The organism is Pseudoalteromonas xiamenensis, from assembly GCF_030994125.1.
Taxonomy (GTDB): Bacteria; Pseudomonadota; Gammaproteobacteria; order Enterobacterales; family Alteromonadaceae; genus Pseudoalteromonas; species Pseudoalteromonas xiamenensis_B.
Map to the genome: position 1 here is coordinate 3267307 of NZ_CP099917.1, position 20034 is coordinate 3287340.

Consider the following 20034-nt stretch of genomic DNA (forward strand, 5'->3'; position numbering starts at 1 on the left):
CAAGAGAAATGCGCTCAGTCACTCAACTTGAGCAACACCTCTTGCCCGCTTTATTCAGCTCTCGAGGTGTGTTAGGCGCAATTATCCTCATCCAGCTCCTCAATTTTATACTCGCATTTTCACCCTTAAACGAAGCAGAACCATGGATAGCCCTTGGGACAGTAACGTTATTTTCTCAATGCGTATTGCTTATTTCGCTGACACTTTTGTATGTTAGTCAACGCGTTGTCATGCGTTTTGGGCTTATACTGCAATGCGTAGCCATCACTATAAGTGTGGTCCTCACAACTGTATCGTTCAGTTTGGGGCTAGTCACGTTCGAGCCAAGTTTAGTCGCACAAGAATCGCCAACATTTGTCTTGAGCGCCGTGTTTGTGAGTATACTTGTTGTCGTTTTGATGCTGCTAGTGCTGTCTTTTTACGCTGAAAACATTCATAAAGTTGAATTGCTTGCCGAAGCAAAATTACAGGCACTACAAGCCAGAATGCATCCCCATTTTCTGTTCAATAGTTTAAATGCTGCAGCTGAACTCACTCATATCAATGCACAAGCGGCTGAAAATATGTTACTCGATTTAGCCAAGTTATCGCGAAATGCGTTAATGGAGCGCAGTCACACCACTTTAGAAGAAGAAATTGAGGTGGCTCTTGCGTTTGTTAATATTGAAAAATGGCGGATTGGTGAGCGCTTGCAGGTAAACTGGGACATCGACACCAAAACCAATTCTGTCATTGTTCCTTGTCTCATTCTCCAACCTCTCATCGAAAATGCGATTAAGCATGGTATTCAAACTTCGTGTGCAGGAGGTTTTATCGATGTGGTGGTGGCATCTAACGATACGTTAGTCACAATCTCGGTGAGTAATCCAAGAGCTAAACAATCGACAAGCAAAAAAGGAAGTGGCATCGCGCTTGATAATCTTCGCGCGAGGCTTGCGTTGTTTTATAACATGAAAGCAAGTTTACAAGTCCGCGAAAATGATAACATATTTAAAGTGGAGCTCACTATACCGAGGTATTATCGACAATGAAGTACGTCGTCGTTGATGATGAGATGTTGGCGCGTGAAAGGCTGAAACGATTGCTTAATGCGTTTAATTGGCAGTGTGTAGGAGAAGCGCAAAATGCTAAACAGGCGTTTGAAGTCATTCAAAGTACTTCTCCCTCGACGGTTTTTTTGGATATCAATATGCCAGAAGAGAGCGGTCTCGAATTGGCAAAAAAACTCAGTTCATCGCAGCCAACGCTGAATCTTGTTTTTGTGACTGCCTACCCAGAACATGCGTTGGATGCGTTTGAGGTCTTCGCTAAAGGTTACTTGCTAAAACCAATTGACCCAAAAAAACTTGAGCAACTTGTTGGACAGTTCCCGTTGGGGCCCTCTCAGCGTCCAGATAAAATCACAGTACAACATGGCAATGTGACAAGTTGGGTCACTATCAGCGGTATCATGGCTGCATTCTCGGAAGATAAATTAACCAAGCTCGTTCATCAAGAAGGTGTGCACTACGTTGATATGCCGTTAAAGCAATTAGTTGCAAAATACAGTGATGTATTTATTCAGATTCATCGCAACACGATAGTGAATCGAGCATTATTAACTGGGATTAAGACTGTCGAGCAATCTCATTTCGCGTGCGTGAAAGGCATCGCTGAACCTTTAGCGATAAGTCGTCGGGCATATCACGAGCTAAAGACTATTCTAGCGCGTTAGTCGCTTGTCATTGCAAAGAGTACGTCGTTCTATTTTTTTATATCTAATAGATAAATAGTAAAATGGAATGCAAATTCGTTCGACAACGACCGTTTATCCGAAGGAAGAACCTTCCATCCGATACTTGTTGGTGTTTAGATTTAGCTAGATTATGGTTACCGTGTCGAAAAGTTTGAGTTTAACTATGAGATCAAATCGCGGATTTACCTTAATTGAAGTGTTGATTGCATTTTTCGTGCTGAGTTTTGGTTTACTCGGTGCCGTAGCGCTTCAAGCAAAAGCCAAACAAGCCAGTTTTGATTCGATGCAACGCGCGGCAGCCGTAGCATTAGCGAACGATATTATGCAGCGTATTCGAGTCAATGATTTCAGCACGTTATCAAACCTCTATAAAGTCACCTTTACTAGTCAGACGGCACTATCTCAATCAAATAGTTGCTTTTCTAATTCTTGCACATCACAGCAAATAGCAAATCTAGATATTGAGCAGTGGAAACTCGCGATCCGCGCTCGAGAGAATACCGGGGCACTTGAAAATACCACCGTTTGTATCACGCCAACAAAGGCGGCGGGAGGTAAAGGCAACCGTTACAATATTGAGGTAGTGGTTAGTTGGGAAGGCCGACAAAAATTAGAAGGAACAGATGCTACAAATGCGATTAGTTGTGGCACCGCGTCCAATAAACGAAGAGTAGTCCAAATGACAAGCTTCCTATTAGTGCGAGTGTAAAACATGAATAAAGTACGGGGCTTTACACTGATCGAATTGATGATCTCTTTGTTCATTGGGGGATTGATTTTAGGGGGGTGATGTTCACTTACCTCAGCATGAAATCCACCACTCGAGACACGATGGCGATAGGTGAGCTGCAAGAAACTGGGCGTCTGGCAATGACGATAATGCAGCGAGACATCGAGCAAATCGGTTTCTGGGGCACATTTTATGAAGATGGGTTTACCAATCAAAATAATTCGTCCCCTGGTAATCCTGCTGGCGATTGTTTTGGTGGGTTAAATAACGGGAGTTTTCCCGATACAGAGCCGACTAATTTTCGTCCAATTTACGCGGACGTTATAACAGGAACTACAGCTCTTAGCTGTGTAACAAACGGGAAGCAGGGCACAGAAGCCATTCAACTCAAGTTTCTAGAGGGGAGCCCACTTGCGAATCAAGGTGGTGCACTGACAAACAAATATTATTTTGTTGCGGAATTAGAGCAATCGCAGTTTATGACTGGGGCTAATTTACAAGCTGCGATTCTAAATGTGAACGCCACGCTTTGGCCTTATAGCCATCATGTATATTACATTGCCAACGAGACCTTAATTTTAAGTGGCAAATCACTCACTGTGCCAGTGCTACGACGCAAAAGATTGACAGTGAATGGCGGGATCACCGATGAAGCCATTATGGAAGGGGTTGAAGACATGCGCTTGTTATTTGGCCTCGATACCACCGCGGATGGTCGTGTAAACCAGTATAAAGCAACATCCGCAATGACAGCGTCGGATTGGGAAAACGAAGATGCTATTTTAACGGTTCAATTATTTATCCTAGTTCGGAGTTTGGAACCTGATGCAGACTTATCTCTTAAAAACCAAACTTATACACTCGGTCACGATCCGAACAAACGTGTTCATACATTCACAGATAAATACCGCCGAACGGTCTTTAGTACCACTATTAAGCTGAGTAATATGGGGGCAAATTTATGGCGCATGTAATGAAACGTCAAAAAGGCATCGTGTTAGTTATGGCGATGGTCATGATTGTGGCTGTGACCACTGTGGCGGTGTCGCTCATGAGTAGCAGTAGTATCGATTTAAAAATAACCAATGCGGCTCAAGAGCGTGAAATGGCCGAAAACCAGCTGTATGGTGCGGTTCAAGAAATCATTTCTGAACAACAAGATCTAAAAGGAAACTTGAGCGTTTTCATGCGTACTCAACCACAAATGCCTGGCGGGAAAATAGAGTTTACCGAAGGAAAAACAAACAACGTTCTAACCAATTTAAATAATGGCCCGCTAGCATTACGTTGTCCTCGAAGCTATGGCTATACCGAAGGGGTGGTTTGTAACATGACTCAATTAGAAACGTCGGTTGAATATGGTTCGAAGAGTAGGCATCGGGTAACGGTGGTGTCAGGTATCGCTCAAGAGATGTTGAGTACGTCGGAGGTAAATTAAAATGTTTCGCAAACTTGTTGTTTTACTGATGTTACTTGTGATTGTGCCGAGCCCTTCTTTTGCAGAAGACATTGAGCTTTATGTGACGCACAACTCGAGCACAAAAGAACGTCCGCGAGTGATGATCTTGTTCGATACATCAGGGAGTATGGCTTGGGATGTAAATGATGGAAATGCTTGCTACCTTTATAACAAGCGCGACCGTTACTTTTATGAAGTTGACTGCTTTGACAGTACTCAAACGAAAACGACCTGTTATAAATACAACTCACGCTATCGGGAGTATTATTCAACAACTTGTGGTCCAAGCCGATTGTCTGTCGCGCAAAGTGCCATAACAAAACTAGTCCAAGAAAATAGCGACATTGATTTTGGCTTAATGCGTTTATACAGCGATAAGGGGGGCTATATTCTGAATGGATTGGGGGCATCACAATCGAGTCTAGTTAATCAAATTGCAAACTTACCAGCCAATGGTTCGACACCGATATCGGAAACGTTGTGGGAAGCGTATCTTTATATGACAGGCCAAAATACCTATTATGCGTCAAGCCACAGTGATAGAGATAAGAACGTCGAAAGTAGTAGTCGGTATATTTCCCCTTTTTCAAACACGACACTGACTCGCTGCGATAATTCGGTCAATATGATTCTAATGACCGATGGCGATCCGACAAATGATTCGGAGCAAAACTACAATATTTACTATAAATATTACGATTATTTTGGCTCGTACCCAAGCTCAACATCTGGTAGTTATCTCAATTCGTTAGCAAAAATTTTATATGGCTCTTCTGACCAAATTGTCGATCTTTATCCTGCAACGTCGACCACCAAAGATTTTTCACGTGTTTATACCATCGGCTTCGGTACTGGTATGTCATCGGCAGGCAAAACGCTGCTTGAGCAAACAGCAAAAGATGGCGGCGGACAGTATCTTCACGCCAATACAGCGTCAGAATTAGTTGAAGCGCTAGAAAAGCAAATCAACAATATTCGAAAAGTTAACGACAGTTTTAGTTCACCGGCTGTTGCTGTTAGTAGCTCAGATCAAACTCAAAGTCGAGATTCTCTCTATTTCACGATGTTTTATCCTGAAACGAATGCGAGATGGGGTGGAAACCTTAAGAAGCTGAAAGTTCAAAATGCGCAAATTGTTGATTTGAGCGGTCAACAGGCGCTTAACGATGCAGGACTTATTGACCAAAAGACCACCACTTTTTGGTCTACGCCTCAGTCTCAAGATGGGAACCAAGTGCGACAAGGAGGGGTTGCTGAGGTGCTCGCTAAACAGACATCTCGCACTGTGTATTCGAATTACAATGGGTCTAGTCTCAAAAGTTTCGATTACACAACGGCATTAAATACCTATGGAACAACTTCAAAGTTAGGTACCGCGTTCAATGCGAATGCCGGGGATGTGGCCAATATTATCTCATGGGCTAGAGGTATTGATGTTAACGATGAGGACGGTGATAAAAGTTATACCGATAGACGTGAAGACATATTCGGTGACCCATTACATTCTAAGCCTGTAACGATGGATTACGGGAATAATGATATCCGAGTGCTCGTTGGCACAAACGCGGGTTTTGTGCACATGTTTAAAGATAGCGACACAACGGCTTCGGAATCATGGGCGTTTATACCAGGCGAGCTTCTACCTATTCTTAAACCGACAATGGATAAAGAGCCAAGTAAGAAGTATTACGGTATGGACGGTCCTCTTTCGGTTCATTTTGATGATAAAAACCAAAATGGTGTCGTTGATTCAGGAGACTCGGTTGTTGTTATCGCTGGTATGCGTCGGGGTGGAACGAGCTATTACGCGATTGATATTACAAACCCAGATCAACCTTTTCTCAAATGGACCATCAAAGGTGGTGCAGGAGATTTCCAAGAGCTTGCACAAACGTGGTCTTCCGCGAAGTTTACTTACATTAAAAAATTGGGGAAAACCCCTGTGGCAATTTTTGCGGCTGGCTTTGATACAAACAAAGATAATGTGACGAAGTCCAATGATACTAAAGGTCGTGGGATATACATCGTAGAAGCGTTAACGGGTAAACTTGTTTGGGCATTAACACCATCAACCGGTTTTAAAGGCAAACACAGTATGCCTGCGGATGTCGCATTACTTGATTCTGATTACGACGGTTTTACGGATAGAATATATGCTTCAGATCTCGGTGGAGGGGTCTGGCGAGTTGATTTACCAGGAGAAAATCCAACGGATTCGAAAACACCTTGGACGCATTTTCAACTAGCGGATCTTGCAGGTTCCAATTCTGCGGGTGACCGAAAATTCTTCTATCGCCCAATGGTTGCAAGAACTGTATTTAGTAAAGTGACAAACAAGGTTATTGATGGGAAAGTGTTCAAAACACGAAGAGATACTCCATATGAGGCTATATTACTGGGGTCCGGTAACCGCTCTCATCCGAATGAGACTTCAGCAAATGACATGCTGTTTGCGATTCGTGATGAAAACACTGTTACACAGTCCTTTACGTCAAATATTCCTGCTGCTGTCACTATAAATGATCTGATGGATATAACGAGCGATCCATTCAAAGGAAAAGTCGACGACTACAATGGCTTTGTCAACATTGAAGTGACTCTAGCCTCGTTCAAAGGCTGGAAATACAGTTTGGGTGTTGGTGAAAAATCACTCGCCGCAGCGTCGGTTGCGGGTGGTATTGCGTATTTTACAAGCTTTACACCTGCAGATCTTAACACTAACCAGTGTTCACTTTCTGGTGGTAAAGGACAGCTTTACGCGTTTCATATGCACTATGGAACACAGGTATACGAGCAGCTGAAATATGAAACGAGTTATGATGTGCCAGATACCCCCAAATTATTTTTTAACTGTGAAAAGAATTCGGGCAGCGAAGCATGTACGGCGACAGTTCGCATGGTTGGACCGGCGATAAAGAAAGTGACGACTAATGATGGCAGTCAAAAAGCGGGACCGCAAGGTGGTACTCCTTGGGCGCCAGTGGAGATTTTAGGGCCTGAACCTGTCTTTATTGACGGTAAAGCTAAGTTAACAAATGACAATGCGCCAATTGGCTTTGGCTTAAGAACAATCCAAATGTATATCTATAAGAAAGAAGAACATGATGAGAAGAAATAATAAAAGTAGCGATGGATTCTCCTTAATGGAGCTCATGATTACAATTGCTATTGTTGGGATCCTCGCCTCTGTTGCAGTACCTTCGTATCAACATTATGTCGTGCGTTCAGCTCGCTCAGAAGCCATGACGAGCTTACTTGATGCCGCAAATAAGCAAGAGCAATACTTTGTTGATAACCGCGTCTATGCGACAGATTTAGCGAATTTAGGCTTGAAATCAACGACGGAGAACGGTTTTTATTCTCTTACAGTCAATGTGGTGGGTAATGAATTTACTATCACGGCAACGCCCATAGCGGGACCTGTCCGTGGAGATTCGATTTGTTCGACGTTAACTATCAATGAAATAGGGGTGAAAGGCGCAACAGGATCAGGTGGTGCTCACACCTGTTGGGAGCGTTAAGCGACCCAACATGGCAAACCAGGTCAAAGGTAGTCCAATTTTCAGCTATCTTTGACTTGCTTGGCTGTAAATCACTCTTCACATTTAAATTCGTCTCGAAGCTTAGTTCTTCCGGAATGGTTTAGTGACAGTGATTGGCCTACTTTTTCTCCATTCAATAATTTGATGCAATAAGTAAACGTTCCGTTGTGAAGCCCCTTAGGTGTGCCATCAGGTCTGAAAGTAATGGCTTTTCTAGGATAGGCAAATTCTACGTACTCGTGTAGAGATTCGCCGATGTGTATGACTTTTTCATCTTGGTCAAGCTCGCTATTATCATTGGTATCGACAAATATCGTGGGGCTCTGACCCCAATCGGTTAATTTACAGCGTTTTTCTACAAGTGGGCAGAATGTCACAAGGGCGGTGTGAGTGATAGCATGATGACGCGTTAAATGAACATAGTGTTTGTAGCTCAACATATCGTTCTGCATGCGATATTTGAGCAATAAATCATGGATATTAGGTAGGCCGATACAGGTTAATATAACTAAAATGGCCATGCTCACTATGGTTTCAATAAGCGTGAAACCGCCCTGTTTGGAAAAATGCATCATAAACAATCCTTGTTTTGATAGAGACGTATTTTCTGAATGTTCCAGTGTGCTCGTGTAGCGTGAGGAAGCTGAGAAGTTGTGTAAGTTATTTGTTTGCTTGAACTTGCTGCTTTTGAAATTACTTAGATACTAAGATGTTACTACCCAAAGCCGCGAGTAGCCGAATGAGCAGAAGCCAAACAGTGTAGGGAAATTTAGTCTAGAAAAGGCGGTTTGCAAGAAGCTTGAGAAAACATCAAGCTGGTGAGTGCTGTGTACAAGCGAAATAACACCAGCTACGTAATGTCTAAATTACTTTGCTAACCGCAACTCGATGTCGTATCGCCATTAAATAGTGCAGTACCACCTTGCGAGACGGTTAATTGTTGGTTGTTTTCATCATCGGTATTAGGGCAATAAACAATCGTGGTTGCTTGTCCATCCGCCAAACGGCCACTTGAATCATATTTGAAACGAGTGACACTCATTTTCAAGTTATCGTGCGTTGGAATTAACTCCATCGTCCTTAAAAGCACATCTGTACCGCTATCAAAGTTATAATCTTCATCATAGTCTACAAATACAACAACCTGATTGGCCTGCCAATTCCCCTGACAAGTAAAGGAAGATCGTGCACTGATGTTTGCCGGTGGTGCTGCGCAAAGTACGATAATTTCATCTGAAGCGGTCGATTTCGCGCGTGCAAACATAAAATTACGTTTCAGCTCGAGCAAAAAACTTTCTGCTCTGTTTGTCTCTAATAAGGTTTTATTACTGATGAGAGCAAAACTTGCAATAATCGCCAAAATTGCGATAGCAACAATCACTTCCATAAGTGTAAAACCACTAACTGACTTTTTCATACTTACTTCCTAGAAGCTGAATATATTTCATTATGACGCGATTTTTGTATTAGGTTCAATGAGTTTGTTTGCGAACACTCTCGAGATTGTCTAAAATCGACGCAACAAATAGAAAATAAAGCTCAAAAGATGAAAAAGATCGAAGCAATTATTAAGCCCTTTAAGCTAGATGATGTTCGAGAAGCGCTCTCTGACATTGGCATTACGGGTATGACTGTGTGCGAAGTGAAAGGGTTTGGACGCCAAAAAGGCCATACTGAGCTCTATCGCGGCGCGGAATATATGGTGGATTTTTTACCTAAGGTTAAGCTAGACATTGTGCTCGCTGATGAAGACGTAGACCGTGCTATCGAAGTCATACTTAAAACGGCACAAACCGGAAAGATTGGCGACGGTAAAATCTTTGTCACGGAAGTTGAACGAGTTATTCGTATCCGTACAGGTGAAGAAGACGAAGAAGCGATTTAATTCGTTCAGATATTTGAAAGTAGATGCTCATGCATCTAACGTTAAAAAAGCGCACGAGGCGCTTTTTTTATTCAACCGAACGAAGTAGGGCGTTAATACCCACTTTTTCACGAGTTTGCTTGTCAACTTTTTTCACGATGATGGCCGCATATAGGCTATGTGAACCATCTTTGCTCGGAAGTGAGCCTGGCACGACCACTGCACCAGCAGGGACTCTGCCATAGTGAATTTCACCCGTCTCACGGTCATAAATGCGGGTACTTTGTGAAATATATACACCCATTGAGATAACCGCACCTTCTTCAACAATGACGCCTTCGACGATTTCAGAACGCGCACCGATGAAACAATTGTCTTCGATAATGGTCGGATTCGCTTGTAGGGGCTCTAGAACGCCGCCTATGCCAACGCCACCTGATAGGTGAACATTCTTACCAATTTGCGCACATGAGCCCACGGTGGCCCATGTATCAACCATTGTACCATCATCTACATAAGCGCCAATATTGACATAGGAAGGCATCAACACGACGTTTTTACCCACATAACTACCTTGGCGTGCCACTGCGTTAGGTACAACGCGCATACCTTCCTGTTTAAACTGTTCTGGAGTGTAATCAGAGAACTTCAGTGGGACTTTATCGAAGTACTGATTAACACCATCGTGCATGGGTTGGTTGTCTCGAATACGGAATGACAGCAATACAGCTTTTTTCAGCCACTGATGTACAACCCACTCACCACTAATCTTTTCAGCCACGCGCGCAGCGCCTGAGTCCAAAAGTGAAAGTGCTTGGTTAATTGCAGATGCAACATCTGGTGCAACAGTGCTTGGGCTAATACTGTCTCGGTTATCCCAAGCTGTTTCAATGATGGTTTTTAAATCAGACATAGTTTCCTCTTATTCCGATTCGGCATTTAATTTTTTAAGTAATGCACGATGAACTTTCACTTGCTCTTCATCTGAAAGTGACAAGTAAGCTTTATTTGATACGACGAAAAAGTCTTCTGCGCGTTCGCCAACCGTCGTAATTCGAGCGGCGTGAATGTGTAATTCTAGATCTTCAAACACTTCCGCGATTTTCGTAAGTAAACCTTGAATATCAATTGCTTGAATTTCAATTAGGTTCCGGTCTTCACGTGCGTGAGGACGCACAATGACTTGCGGTTTAATATTAAAGTCTTTGAAACGCTGTGAACGATTTTTCTTAATCCGAACTTTCTTTTTCGGGTCAGAGAGCATTTGCTCAATCCCTTTGTGAATCGATTGAGCTCGGCTGCTGGAAATTGCATCGCCGTTGGTTTCCAAAATAACGAAATTGTAGACCACGTAGCCATCTTTCGTGGTCATCACTTGAGCATGTTGAATTTGTGCCTTTTTGGAACCGATGACGCTGACTAATTTTACGAATAAGCTGGATTCGTAAGGACTATACACAAATACTTGTGTGCCGCCATGGAGAGGCTTCGAAGACACCGTTACGCTGGGTTGACTGAGATCTTTAGATTCCAATAAGTGTCGAGTATGCCAAGAAATTTGCTCTTCACTGAAAGCGGTAAAGTAGTTCGCTTTAAAGCGTGTCCAAATTAAATCGACTAAATCATCTCGGAAGCCTTTCAACACCAAGCGCTGCTTTGCTTGTTGCTTTTTATCACGGATTTGGTCACGCATGTCCATCGGGTTTTCAAGGCCAAGTCGCAGCGCGCGCTGCGTATGGAGATATAGCTCTCTTAACAGCGTATTTTTCCAGTCGTTCCACAGGTTGTCGTTGGTTGCACGTATGTCTGCTACTGTTAGACAGTACAAATAATCAAGTTGACGCTCGTTCTTAATTTTTGAAGCAAATTCAGCGATAACATCGGGGTCATTGATGTCTTTGCGTTGTGCTGTAACCGACATCAATAAGTGATTTTCAACAAGCCACGCGACGAGTTTTGAATCCGAAGAGGTGAAACCGTGCATTTTACAAAAGGCGAGGGCATCAACAGCACCTAACTCAGAGTGGTCACCACCTCTTCCTTTCGCAATATCGTGGAAAATAGCAGCAAGATAAAGCAGTTCTGGTTTGTCCATGCGCGTAACGATTTCAGAACACAGTGGAAAAAGTGTTTGCTGAGAGCGGTCGAAATATTGGTAAATATTGTTGATGAGCTTATGCGTGTGTTCATCTACCGTATAGGCATGAAAAAGGTCGAACTGCATTTGGCCGAAAATATTTCGCCACTGCGGTAAATACGCTGCAATAATGCCATGTTTGTGCATGAGTGTGAACGCACGTCCCATCCCATTTGGGTGTTTAATCAAACGCAGTAAGGCATCGCGGCATGCTGCATAATCTTGCAGATCGCCAAGTAAGCGACGACGAACTTGGCGCATGGTTCGAATAGTATTCGGTTCAATTTGGGTAATGCTGGGGTTTTCGGCAATGTGCTCAAACAACACGAAAAGTTGTTCACGACGGAAAAACACCGATGGGTCTTTTACTCTAATTTTGTTGCCAACTTTCTCAAAGTTACGATCAAGTGGGACCGGCACATGTTGATGTTCTTCAGGAACGATGCTCTCTTCAAAATAGGCAAGCAGCATTTCGTTCATTTCGCGAATACGACTCATAATCCTAAATAGGCGCTTCATCATGCGCTCAACGGACGCTTTGCCTTCGGCACCGAAACCAAGCAGTTCGGCAGCATGAGGTTGATGGTCAAACAACAATCGGTTTTCAGAGCGACCCGCCGCAAGGTGCAGTGCAAAACGGATGTTCCACAAGTTTTCCAGACACTCTAGTAATTCCTGCGACTCTTCGTGAGTTAAGTAACCGTGGTCTATTAACTCTTCAAGCGTTTCAGCTTGGAAGTGTTTTTTGGCGACCCAAAGAATGGTCTGAATATCGCGAAGTCCCCCTGGATTTTCTTTGATGTTTGGTTCGAGGTTGTACGCGGTACCATGGCACTTCTTATGTCGAAGGTTTTGCTCATTGACTTTCGCAATAAAAAATTCATCCGAACGCCATAGAGGACTGTCTTGAATATGACGCTTTAACCGTTCATACGCGATGTGGTTGCCACAAATTAAGCGGCTCTCAAGAAGGCTGGTGGTAAAGTGGACATCATGCTGTTTTTGTTCAAGCACTTCTTGATGAGTACGAACACTGTGGCCGATATCGAGATTGAGGTCCCAAAGGAATGTAACGAACTGCTCTAACTGCTGGATAACCGTTTCGCTTGGTTTATCGTGGACCAATAATAAAAAGTCGATATCGGAGTAGGGATGCAATTCGCCACGGCCATAGCCGCCAATTGCAATTAATGCCATATCGGCTTGCAAAGCAAGTCCGCATTGATTGAACAATTTTATGAGTAGACGGTCGACAAACTCGGCGCGAGCATTGATAAGGTTTCTGACTGGCTGCTTCGTAAACTCATTATGCAACCATTTGTAGAAGTAAGCTGAACAATCTTTGTATTCTTGAAGCTGCTCGGCAGAATCGAGCAGCTGTTTTAATTTATTCGGCAAGGCCAACGGATAAATTCCTAGTGTTCGATGATCCTCTCAATGGTGTCATCTTTACGGTGAGTAAGGATTTCCACGCCATTGTCAGTGACCAATAATGTATGCTCCCATTGAGCTGATAGACTACGGTCTTTCGTGACAACAGTCCAGTCGTCTTTCAATAGTTTACAATGACGTTTACCCGCATTGACCATAGGCTCAATCGTTAAGCACATACCTGATTTTAGTACGTCCCCCGTGCCGGCTTTGCCGTAGTGCATAACCTGAGGTTCCTCGTGGAATTGCGCTCCGATCCCATGACCACAGTATTCGCGAACAATAGAGTAGCTAAACCCTTCTGCATACTTTTGAATCGCGGCGCCGATATCACCTAAGCGAACGCCAGGCTTAACCATACGAATGGCAAGATAAAGACTTTCTTGTGTCACTTCAGTCAAACGTTTGCCTTGAATTGTTGGCGTGCCAACATAGAACATTTTTGACGTATCACCATGGTAACCATCTTTAATGACGGTGATATCAATATTGATGATGTCGCCATCTTTCAGCGGTTTGTCATTTGGAATCCCATGACAAATAACGTGGTTTACCGAAGTACAAATCGATTTTGGAAAACCGTGGTAATTAAGAGGAGCAGGGATCGCTTTTTGCACATCGACAATATAGTCATGACAAATCGTGTTCAGCTCGTCAGTTGTTACCCCAGCTTTGACATACGGCTCGATCATTTCCAACACTTCTGCTGCAAGACGTCCCGCAACGCGCATTTTTTCAATTTCATCAGGGGTTTTAATCACTGCGCTCATTCAAGCTCCCATTTTTGTTTACAGTTTTCGTGGTATAAATTTTATACGTATCATTGAGTCGACGCGATTTATATGGTATAAAGCGCGCCGTCTTTTTACAAATAAATTCTCGGTCGAAATCGACTTTGCGTTTTTTGTTTGCAAGGCACTTAACTTAAATATTAACACACACACATATCGACACATACACTTGGGTGCATGATTACTGAAAAGTAACGTGTTGGTGCTATGGGATATGTGGAGGCCTAACCCTTAATTGAGGAAAATACAAATGGCAAACGTTTCAATGCGCGATATGCTTCAAGCTGGTGTTCACTTTGGTCACCAAGCTCGTTACTGGAACCCTAAGATGAAGCCGTTCATCTTCGGTGCTCGTAACCGCGTTCACATCATCAACCTAGAGAAAACAGTTCCAATGTTCAACGATGCACTTAAGTTCCTTACGAACGTTGCATCAAACAAAGGTAAAATTCTTTTCGTTGGTACTAAGCGTGCAGCAAGCGAAGCAGTGAAAGAAGCAGCTCAAGGTTGTGATCAATTCTACGTTAACCACCGTTGGTTAGGTGGTATGTTGACTAACTGGAAAACAGTTCGTCAATCAATCAAACGTCTTAAAGATCTTGAGATCCAAAGCCAAGACGGTACTTTCGAGAAGTTAACTAAGAAAGAAGCGTTAATGCTTACTCGTGAAATGGAAAAGCTTGAGAAAAGCCTTGGCGGTATCAAAGATATGGGCGGTCTTCCAGACGCTATCTTCGTTATCGACGCAGACCACGAGCACATCGCTATCCGCGAAGCTAACAACCTAGGTATTCCAGTAGTATCTATCGTTGATACTAACTCAAACCCAGATGGCGTTGACTTTGTTGTTCCTGGTAACGACGACGCTATCCGTGCTATCCAGCTATACACTGGCGCAGTAGCTCAAGCAGTTACTGAAGGTCGTGAGCGCAACATCGTTGTTCAAGCTGAGAAAGACGACTTCGTAGAAGCTGAGTAATAAGCTGTCATCAAGTCTTCATCTAAAATAGGTGAAGACTTGATATTCTTTAAAAAGCGGATAACCGCTTACAGAAAACCGAATTCAGATTTGAGGATATTCAAATGGCTGTAACTGCTGCCCTAGTTAAAGAGCTACGCGACCGTACTGGCGCTGGCATGATGGATTGTAAAAAAGCGCTAACTGAAACTAACGGTGATATCGAGCTTGCGATTGAGAACATGCGTAAGAGCGGTGCTGCTAAAGCTGCTAAGAAAGCTGGTAACATTGCTGCTGAAGGTACAATCCTTATCAAGCAAGCTGCTGGTGTTGCTGCACTAGTTGAAGTTAACTGTCAAACAGACTTCGTTGCTAAAGATGCAAACTTCCTAGCGTTCGCTAACGAAGTTGCAGATGCTGCAATCGCGTCTCCTACAACAGTTGAAGAGCTACAAGCACAATTCGAAGAGAAGCGTGTTGCTCTAGTTGCTAAAATCGGCGAAAACATCAATGTTCGTCGCGTACAGTACATCCAAGGCGAAACACTTTCTGCATACCGTCACGGCGACCGTATCGGTGTAGTTGTTGCTGGTTCTGCTAACGAAGAAGTGCTTAAGCAAGTTGCAATGCACGTTGCTGCGTCACGTCCAGAGTACGTGAACCCAGAAGACGTTCCAGCTGAAGTTGTTGCTAAAGAGCGTGAAGTTCAAATCGACATCGCTATGAACGAAGGCAAGCCTGCTGAAATCGCTGAGAAGATGGTTGAAGGCCGTATGAAGAAATTCACTGGTGAAGTTTCTCTTACTGGTCAAGCTTTCATCATGGAGCCTAAGAAATCAGTTGGTGAATTCCTTAAAGAAAGCGGCGCTACAGTTAGCGCATTCGTTCGCCTAGAAGTAGGTGAAGGCATCGAGAAGAAAGTAGATGACTTCGCTGCTGAAGTTGCTGCACAAGTAGCTGCTGCAAAAGGCGAATAATCGCTTAGCTTGACGCATCGTTTTGCAGGTGGGACCACCACACTTTACTTTGCGTCAAACGCGAAAATTCTTTAAAATAGCCGCGCTTGTGTGTGAACATAAGCGCGGTTATTTTTTACCTCACTTTTAATTGGCCCGGATTTTATGACTATCAATCGAAAACCTGTTTTTAGACGCGTTCTTCTCAAATTAAGTGGTGAAGCTTTAATGGGAGACGAAGGCTTTGGTATCGATCCGAAAATTTTGGATCGCATGGCTCAAGAAATCAAAGAACTAGTAGAACTCGACGTAGAAGTGGGTTTGGTTATCGGCGGTGGTAACTTCTTACGCGGTGGTTCATTAGCACAAGCTGGTATGAACCGCGTAGTGGGGGACCACATGGGGATGTTAGCAACGGTAATGAACGGTCTTGCGATGCGTGATGCACTGCACCGCGCATACGTGAATGCTCGCTTGATGTCTGCAATCCCGCTTAATGGCGTGTGTGATGCATACAACTGGGCGGAAGCGATCAGTCTTCTTAAATCTGGCCGAGTAGTTATTTTTGCTGCGGGTACAGGTAACCCGTTCTTTACAACAGATTCAGCCGCTTGTTTACGTGGTATCGAAATCGAAGCTGACACAGTAATCAAAGCGACTAAGGTTGATGGTGTTTACAGTGATGATCCGGTGAAAAACCCAGAAGCAACACTTTACCGCCAATTGACCTATAATGAAGTTATTGATCAAGAATTGAAAGTGATGGACTTGGCGGCGTTTACGCTTGCGCGTGATCACGATATGCCAATCAGTGTATTCAATATGAATAAACCGGGTGCGCTAAAACGCGTGATTATGGGTGAAGAAGAAGGCACGCTTATTTCTTCACAAGCCTCTGAATAAAATACAGACTAGGATAGCATTGTGATTAACGATATTAAAAAAGACGCCCAAGAGCGTATGCAAAAAAGTGTGGCTGCGCTTGCAAGCCAACTTTCTAAAATCCGCACAGGCCGTGCGCACCCTGCGTTATTAGATGGCATTTCAGTGTCTTACTACGGTGCTGACACGCCGCTTAACCAAGTTGCAAACGTATCTGTTGAAGATGCGCGTACATTGGCAATCAGCGTATTTGACCGCTCTTTAGCGCAAGCTGTTGAAAAAGCGATCATGGCGTCAGACTTAGGTTTGAACCCAATGTCGGCGGGTGCGATTATCCGTGTTCCACTTCCTCCGTTAACGGAAGAGCGTCGTAAAGACCTTATCAAAGTTGTACGTGGTGAAGTTGAAGCGGGCCGTGTGGCAGTACGTAATATTCGTCGTGACGCAAATGGTGACATTAAGTCATTGCTTAAAGACAAGTCAATTTCTGAAGATGAAGCGCGTCAAGGCGAAGAAGACGTTCAAAAGCTAACGGACAAGTTCATCAAAGAGATGGATACACAACTGGCTGCAAAAGAAGCAGAGTTGATGGAATTCTAAGCAAATACGCTTCGCAGATTTTTCTGCATCCTAAATTTATTAGGTTAGAAACGCCACCTAGGGTATACTAGGCGGCGTTTTTTTTTACTCACGAAATAGTATGGCTCTGAACGCGGAAACAATTTCACAACAGTCATTACCTAAGCACATCGCGATTATCATGGATGGTAATGGACGCTGGGCGCAAGCGCGTCATCGTCCTCGAGTTTTTGGCCACAAAAAAGGCGTTGATGCTGTCCGTAGTGCTGTTCAGTTTTGTTCAAAATTAGGAGTAAAGTCACTAACTCTATTTGCATTTAGCAGTGAAAACTGGCGCCGTCCTGAAGATGAAGTGAGTACATTAATGGAGCTTTTTTTGTTCGTGTTGACAAAGGAAGTAAAGAAACTCCATAAAAATAATGTCAAGCTGACTATCATCGGTGATTTGTCTAAATTTCCAGAAAACTTGCAACAGAAAGTGGTCGACAGTGAAACATTGACCCAAGATAATACTGGGTTACAGTTGAATATAGCGGCCAATTACGGTGGACGTTGGGACATCACGAATGCTGCGCAACAATTGGCAAGTGATGTTGCAAGCGGTAAGCTGCAACCATCCGATATCACAGAAGACGCAATTACCTCTCGCCTATCGATGGCGGAACAGCCTGAGCTGGATCTGCTTATTCGTACTGGTGGTGATTTGCGAATTAGCAACTTTTTGTTGTGGCAAGCGGCTTACGCCGAATTGTATTTTACTCAAACATTGTGGCCTGATTTTGATGAGGCTGCCTTTGCAGAAGCGATTGCCTGCTATGTGTCGCGTGAACGACGCTTTGGCTGTACTGGCGAACAAATAAAAGAATTACTCGCTTCAAAGCAAACAGAGTTGAAGGTATAGAATTTGTTAAAACAACGTATTTTGACGTCAGCAGTGCTTGCACCGCTGGCTTTACTGTTGGTGTTTTATACACCTCTTGCGCAATTTAGTTTTATTGCCGGTCTCATTGTTCTTCTAGGTGCATGGGAGTGGTCAGCGTTCATGGGATTATCGGCAAAGCGTGCACGATTTGGCTACACGACTTTAGTCGCCCTTATTCTTGGTGCGCTTCATCTTCATTGGCCCATCGAATCTTTATGGCAATCATCGGGCCAGCTTACCGCTGATGCGAATTACATCTTCACGCTGTCGTTTGCTTGGTGGATTGTCGCAACGATATTGGTCGTCAAGTATCCACGTATGTCCAGTGCATGGAGCGAAGGGATCGTGCTTCGAGGCGTAGCAGGGTTATTAACACTCGTGCCATTATGGCTTGCATTGAATACCTTGCGTAGCGCTCACTTTGCTGATGAACACCATTTTGGTTCGACGTTAATTATGGTGGTTTTAGGTATTGTGTGGAGTGCAGACATCGGTGCCTATTTTACGGGTAAGAACTTTGGCAAGCGTAAGTTGATGCCAAAAGTAAGCCCAAACAAAACGATAGAAGGTTTGTTAGGTGGCTTGGCAACGTCAGTGGTTTTTGTTGTGGTGTTTTGTTATTTCGCAGCGGTACCTAAAAGCCTTTGGGCCGTTTATGCGGGATTAACAATATTTATCGCACTGTTCTCTGCCATTGGTGACCTGCTTGAAAGTATGTTTAAACGTGAAGTTGGACTTAAAGATTCTGGTTCTTGTTTACCTGGGCATGGCGGTATTTTAGACCGCATTGATAGCCTAACCGCGGCAGCGCCAATTTTCGCACTTTGTTATGCCTGGACGGTTACTCTATGACAGAACAAGTTGTTGTTCTTGGGTCTACCGGGTCAATAGGGCAATCCACGTTAGATGTGATTGCCCGTAACAGAAGCGCGTTTCACGTTTTTGCGCTGGTTGCAGGTACGAACGTTGAACGATTATTCGAACAATGTGTAACGCATCAACCCAACTACGTTGTGCTCAGTGATGAAGCGCATGCCCGTGTATTTGAAACTCACCTTAAATCCTCCTCTATGCCAGTTAAACCCGAAGTGCTATACGGGGTTGAGGCAATGCAAGCAATGGCTTCGCACGAAAGCGTAGACATCGTAATGGCGGCAATAGTTGGGGCTGCGGGGTTGCTGCCGACATTGAGTGCAGTTGAAGCGGGCAAAAAGGTTTTATTAGCAAACAAAGAAGCGCTGGTTATGTCTGGGCAGTTGTTTATGGATAAGGTCCGTAAACACAAGGCTACTTTGTTGCCGATCGACAGTGAACATAACGCAATATATCAGTGTTTGCCGACCTGCTTACAACAAAACAACCAAGGCAATATTGCGGACGTTGGCATCAGCAAAATACTCCTAACGGGCTCTGGTGGGCCATTTTTGACCCGAGCTTTGGATACCCTCGAGCAGGTCACAGTGCGAGAAGCCGTAACGCACCCGAATTGGTCTATGGGTCAAAAAATATCAGTTGACTCTGCGACAATGATGAATAAAGGGCTCGAGTTTATCGAAGCAAAATGGTTGTTTAATTGCCAAGTCGATAACATTGAAGTTGTGATTCACCCTCAAAGTATGATCCACTCAATGGTGCAATACAAAGATGGTTCAGTGATTGCGCAGCTAGGTCAACCAGACATGCGCACACCTATCGCTTATGGCCTTGCCTATCCAAATCGAATCGATGCAGGTGTTGCACCAATCGATTTTTCAACACTCATGAATTTCTCATTCACAAAACCTGATTTTGAACGCTATCCGAACTTACGTTTAGCTATGGAAGCGTGTAAAGTGGGACAAGCCGCCACAACGACGGTGAATGCGGCAAATGAAATTGCCGTTGCGGCGTTTTTAAAGGAACAAATAGGGTTTTGCGATATTTATCGAGTCAATGCTGAATCACTGAGTCGTCAATCGATGACGGCGACAGATTCATTGGACGCGATATTGGCTCTGGATGCACAAGCGCGTCGTATTGCCCAAAACGTAATAGAGGAATTGAGGTAG

19 protein-coding genes and 1 pseudogene are annotated in these 20034 nt (G+C 43.8%); 15 read left to right on the forward strand and 5 right to left on the reverse strand.

From position 1 onward, the window contains the following. Nucleotides 1–8 precede the first annotated feature (8 nt). The 7 genes and pseudogenes from NI389_RS15260 to NI389_RS15290 all read left to right on the forward strand — a co-directional run bounded on the left by NI389_RS15260 (nt 9) and on the right by NI389_RS15290 (nt 7445). A complete protein-coding gene (locus NI389_RS15260) occupies nt 9–1031 on the forward strand; it encodes a sensor histidine kinase (RefSeq protein WP_308360663.1) in 1023 nt (340 codons plus the stop codon). Continuing rightward, a complete protein-coding gene (locus tag NI389_RS15265; RefSeq protein ID WP_308360665.1) occupies nt 1028–1714 on the forward strand; it encodes a LytR/AlgR family response regulator transcription factor in 687 nt (228 codons plus the stop codon). Before NI389_RS15260 ends, NI389_RS15265 begins: the two co-directional genes overlap by 4 nt. Nucleotides 1715–1898: 184 nt before the next feature. Beyond that, nucleotides 1899–2444 carry a type IV pilus modification protein PilV gene (gene pilV, locus NI389_RS15270; protein WP_208842811.1) on the forward strand — a complete coding sequence of 182 codons (546 nt, stop codon included), beginning with the start codon at nt 1899–1901 and terminating at the stop codon, nt 2442–2444. A 3-nt stretch (nt 2445–2447) separates the two neighbouring features. Continuing rightward, nucleotides 2448–3439: pseudogene (locus tag NI389_RS15275) on the forward strand (PilW family protein). After that, complete coding sequence (locus NI389_RS15280) at nt 3439–3903, forward strand: pilus assembly PilX family protein (RefSeq protein ID WP_308360667.1); 465 nt, start codon at nt 3439–3441, stop codon at nt 3901–3903. Before NI389_RS15275 ends, NI389_RS15280 begins: the two are co-directional and overlap by 1 nt. 1 nt (nt 3904) lies before the next feature. Further along, entirely contained in the window at nt 3905–7042 is a 3138-nt protein-coding gene (locus NI389_RS15285; protein ID WP_308360668.1) for a pilus assembly protein, read from the forward strand. Beyond that, nucleotides 7029–7445, forward strand: a complete 417-nt coding sequence (locus tag NI389_RS15290; RefSeq protein WP_308362576.1) for a type IV pilin protein — start codon at nt 7029–7031, stop codon at nt 7443–7445. The genes NI389_RS15285 and NI389_RS15290 overlap by 14 nt, the downstream gene beginning before the upstream one ends. A 71-nt stretch (nt 7446–7516) precedes the next feature. On the opposite strand, the gene NI389_RS15295 is transcribed toward NI389_RS15290, so the two are convergent. Both NI389_RS15295 and NI389_RS15300 read right to left on the reverse strand, forming a co-directional pair. Next, nucleotides 7517–8041 carry a GspH/FimT family pseudopilin gene (locus NI389_RS15295; protein WP_308360670.1) on the reverse strand — a complete coding sequence of 175 codons (525 nt, stop codon included), beginning with the start codon at nt 8039–8041 and terminating at the stop codon, nt 7517–7519. Between the two features lie 299 nt (nt 8042–8340). Then, nucleotides 8341–8883, reverse strand: a complete 543-nt coding sequence (locus NI389_RS15300; RefSeq protein ID WP_308360671.1) for a prepilin-type N-terminal cleavage/methylation domain-containing protein — start codon at nt 8881–8883, stop codon at nt 8341–8343. A gap of 129 nt (nt 8884–9012) precedes the next feature. On the opposite strand from NI389_RS15300, the gene glnB reads away from it, so the two are divergent. Continuing rightward, nucleotides 9013–9351 carry a nitrogen regulatory protein P-II gene (gene glnB, locus NI389_RS15305; RefSeq protein ID WP_208842815.1) on the forward strand — a complete coding sequence of 113 codons (339 nt, stop codon included), beginning with the start codon at nt 9013–9015 and terminating at the stop codon, nt 9349–9351. 67 nt (nt 9352–9418) lie between these two features. Here glnB and dapD read toward each other — a convergent pair whose 3' ends face one another. Genes dapD through map form a run of 3 tightly spaced genes read right to left on the reverse strand, consistent with a single transcriptional unit; the run spans nt 9419 to nt 13668 of the window. Then, nucleotides 9419–10243, reverse strand: a complete 825-nt coding sequence (dapD, locus tag NI389_RS15310) for a 2,3,4,5-tetrahydropyridine-2,6-dicarboxylate N-succinyltransferase (protein WP_308360673.1) — start codon at nt 10241–10243, stop codon at nt 9419–9421. Nucleotides 10244–10252: 9 nt separating this feature from the next. After that, a complete protein-coding gene (gene glnD, locus NI389_RS15315) occupies nt 10253–12871 on the reverse strand; it encodes a [protein-PII] uridylyltransferase (RefSeq protein WP_308360674.1) in 2619 nt (872 codons plus the stop codon). 11 nt (nt 12872–12882) lie between these two features. Beyond that, nucleotides 12883–13668 (reverse strand): type I methionyl aminopeptidase, encoded by a 786-nt coding sequence (map, locus tag NI389_RS15320; RefSeq protein WP_308360675.1) that lies wholly within the window; start codon nt 13666–13668, stop codon nt 12883–12885. Nucleotides 13669–13939: 271 nt separating this feature from the next. Between map and rpsB the strand changes: the two genes are divergently transcribed. The 7 genes from rpsB to ispC all read left to right on the forward strand — a co-directional run bounded on the left by rpsB (nt 13940) and on the right by ispC (nt 20034). After that, entirely contained in the window at nt 13940–14668 is a 729-nt protein-coding gene (rpsB, locus tag NI389_RS15325) for a 30S ribosomal protein S2 (RefSeq protein WP_208842818.1), read from the forward strand. Between the two features lie 104 nt (nt 14669–14772). Continuing rightward, on the forward strand, nt 14773–15624 hold the full coding sequence (gene tsf / locus NI389_RS15330; RefSeq protein WP_208842819.1) for a translation elongation factor Ts: 852 nt from the start codon (nt 14773–14775) through the stop codon (nt 15622–15624). A gap of 144 nt (nt 15625–15768) precedes the next feature. Further along, a complete protein-coding gene (gene pyrH, locus NI389_RS15335; RefSeq protein ID WP_308360677.1) occupies nt 15769–16506 on the forward strand; it encodes a UMP kinase in 738 nt (245 codons plus the stop codon). A gap of 21 nt (nt 16507–16527) precedes the next feature. Next, the gene (gene frr, locus NI389_RS15340) at nt 16528–17085 is read left to right on the forward strand and encodes a ribosome recycling factor (RefSeq protein ID WP_208842821.1); all 558 of its coding nucleotides are present in this window, start codon (nt 16528–16530) and stop codon (nt 17083–17085) included. Nucleotides 17086–17185: 100 nt separating this feature from the next. Further along, nucleotides 17186–17965: an isoprenyl transferase gene (locus NI389_RS15345; RefSeq protein WP_308360678.1), complete on the forward strand. Its 780-nt coding sequence runs from the start codon at nt 17186–17188 to the stop codon at nt 17963–17965. Between the two features lie 3 nt (nt 17966–17968). Next, nucleotides 17969–18838 (forward strand): phosphatidate cytidylyltransferase, encoded by an 870-nt coding sequence (locus NI389_RS15350; RefSeq protein WP_208842823.1) that lies wholly within the window; start codon nt 17969–17971, stop codon nt 18836–18838. Then, the gene (gene ispC / locus NI389_RS15355; RefSeq protein WP_308360680.1) at nt 18835–20034 is read left to right on the forward strand and encodes a 1-deoxy-D-xylulose-5-phosphate reductoisomerase; all 1200 of its coding nucleotides are present in this window, start codon (nt 18835–18837) and stop codon (nt 20032–20034) included. Before NI389_RS15350 ends, ispC begins: the two co-directional genes overlap by 4 nt.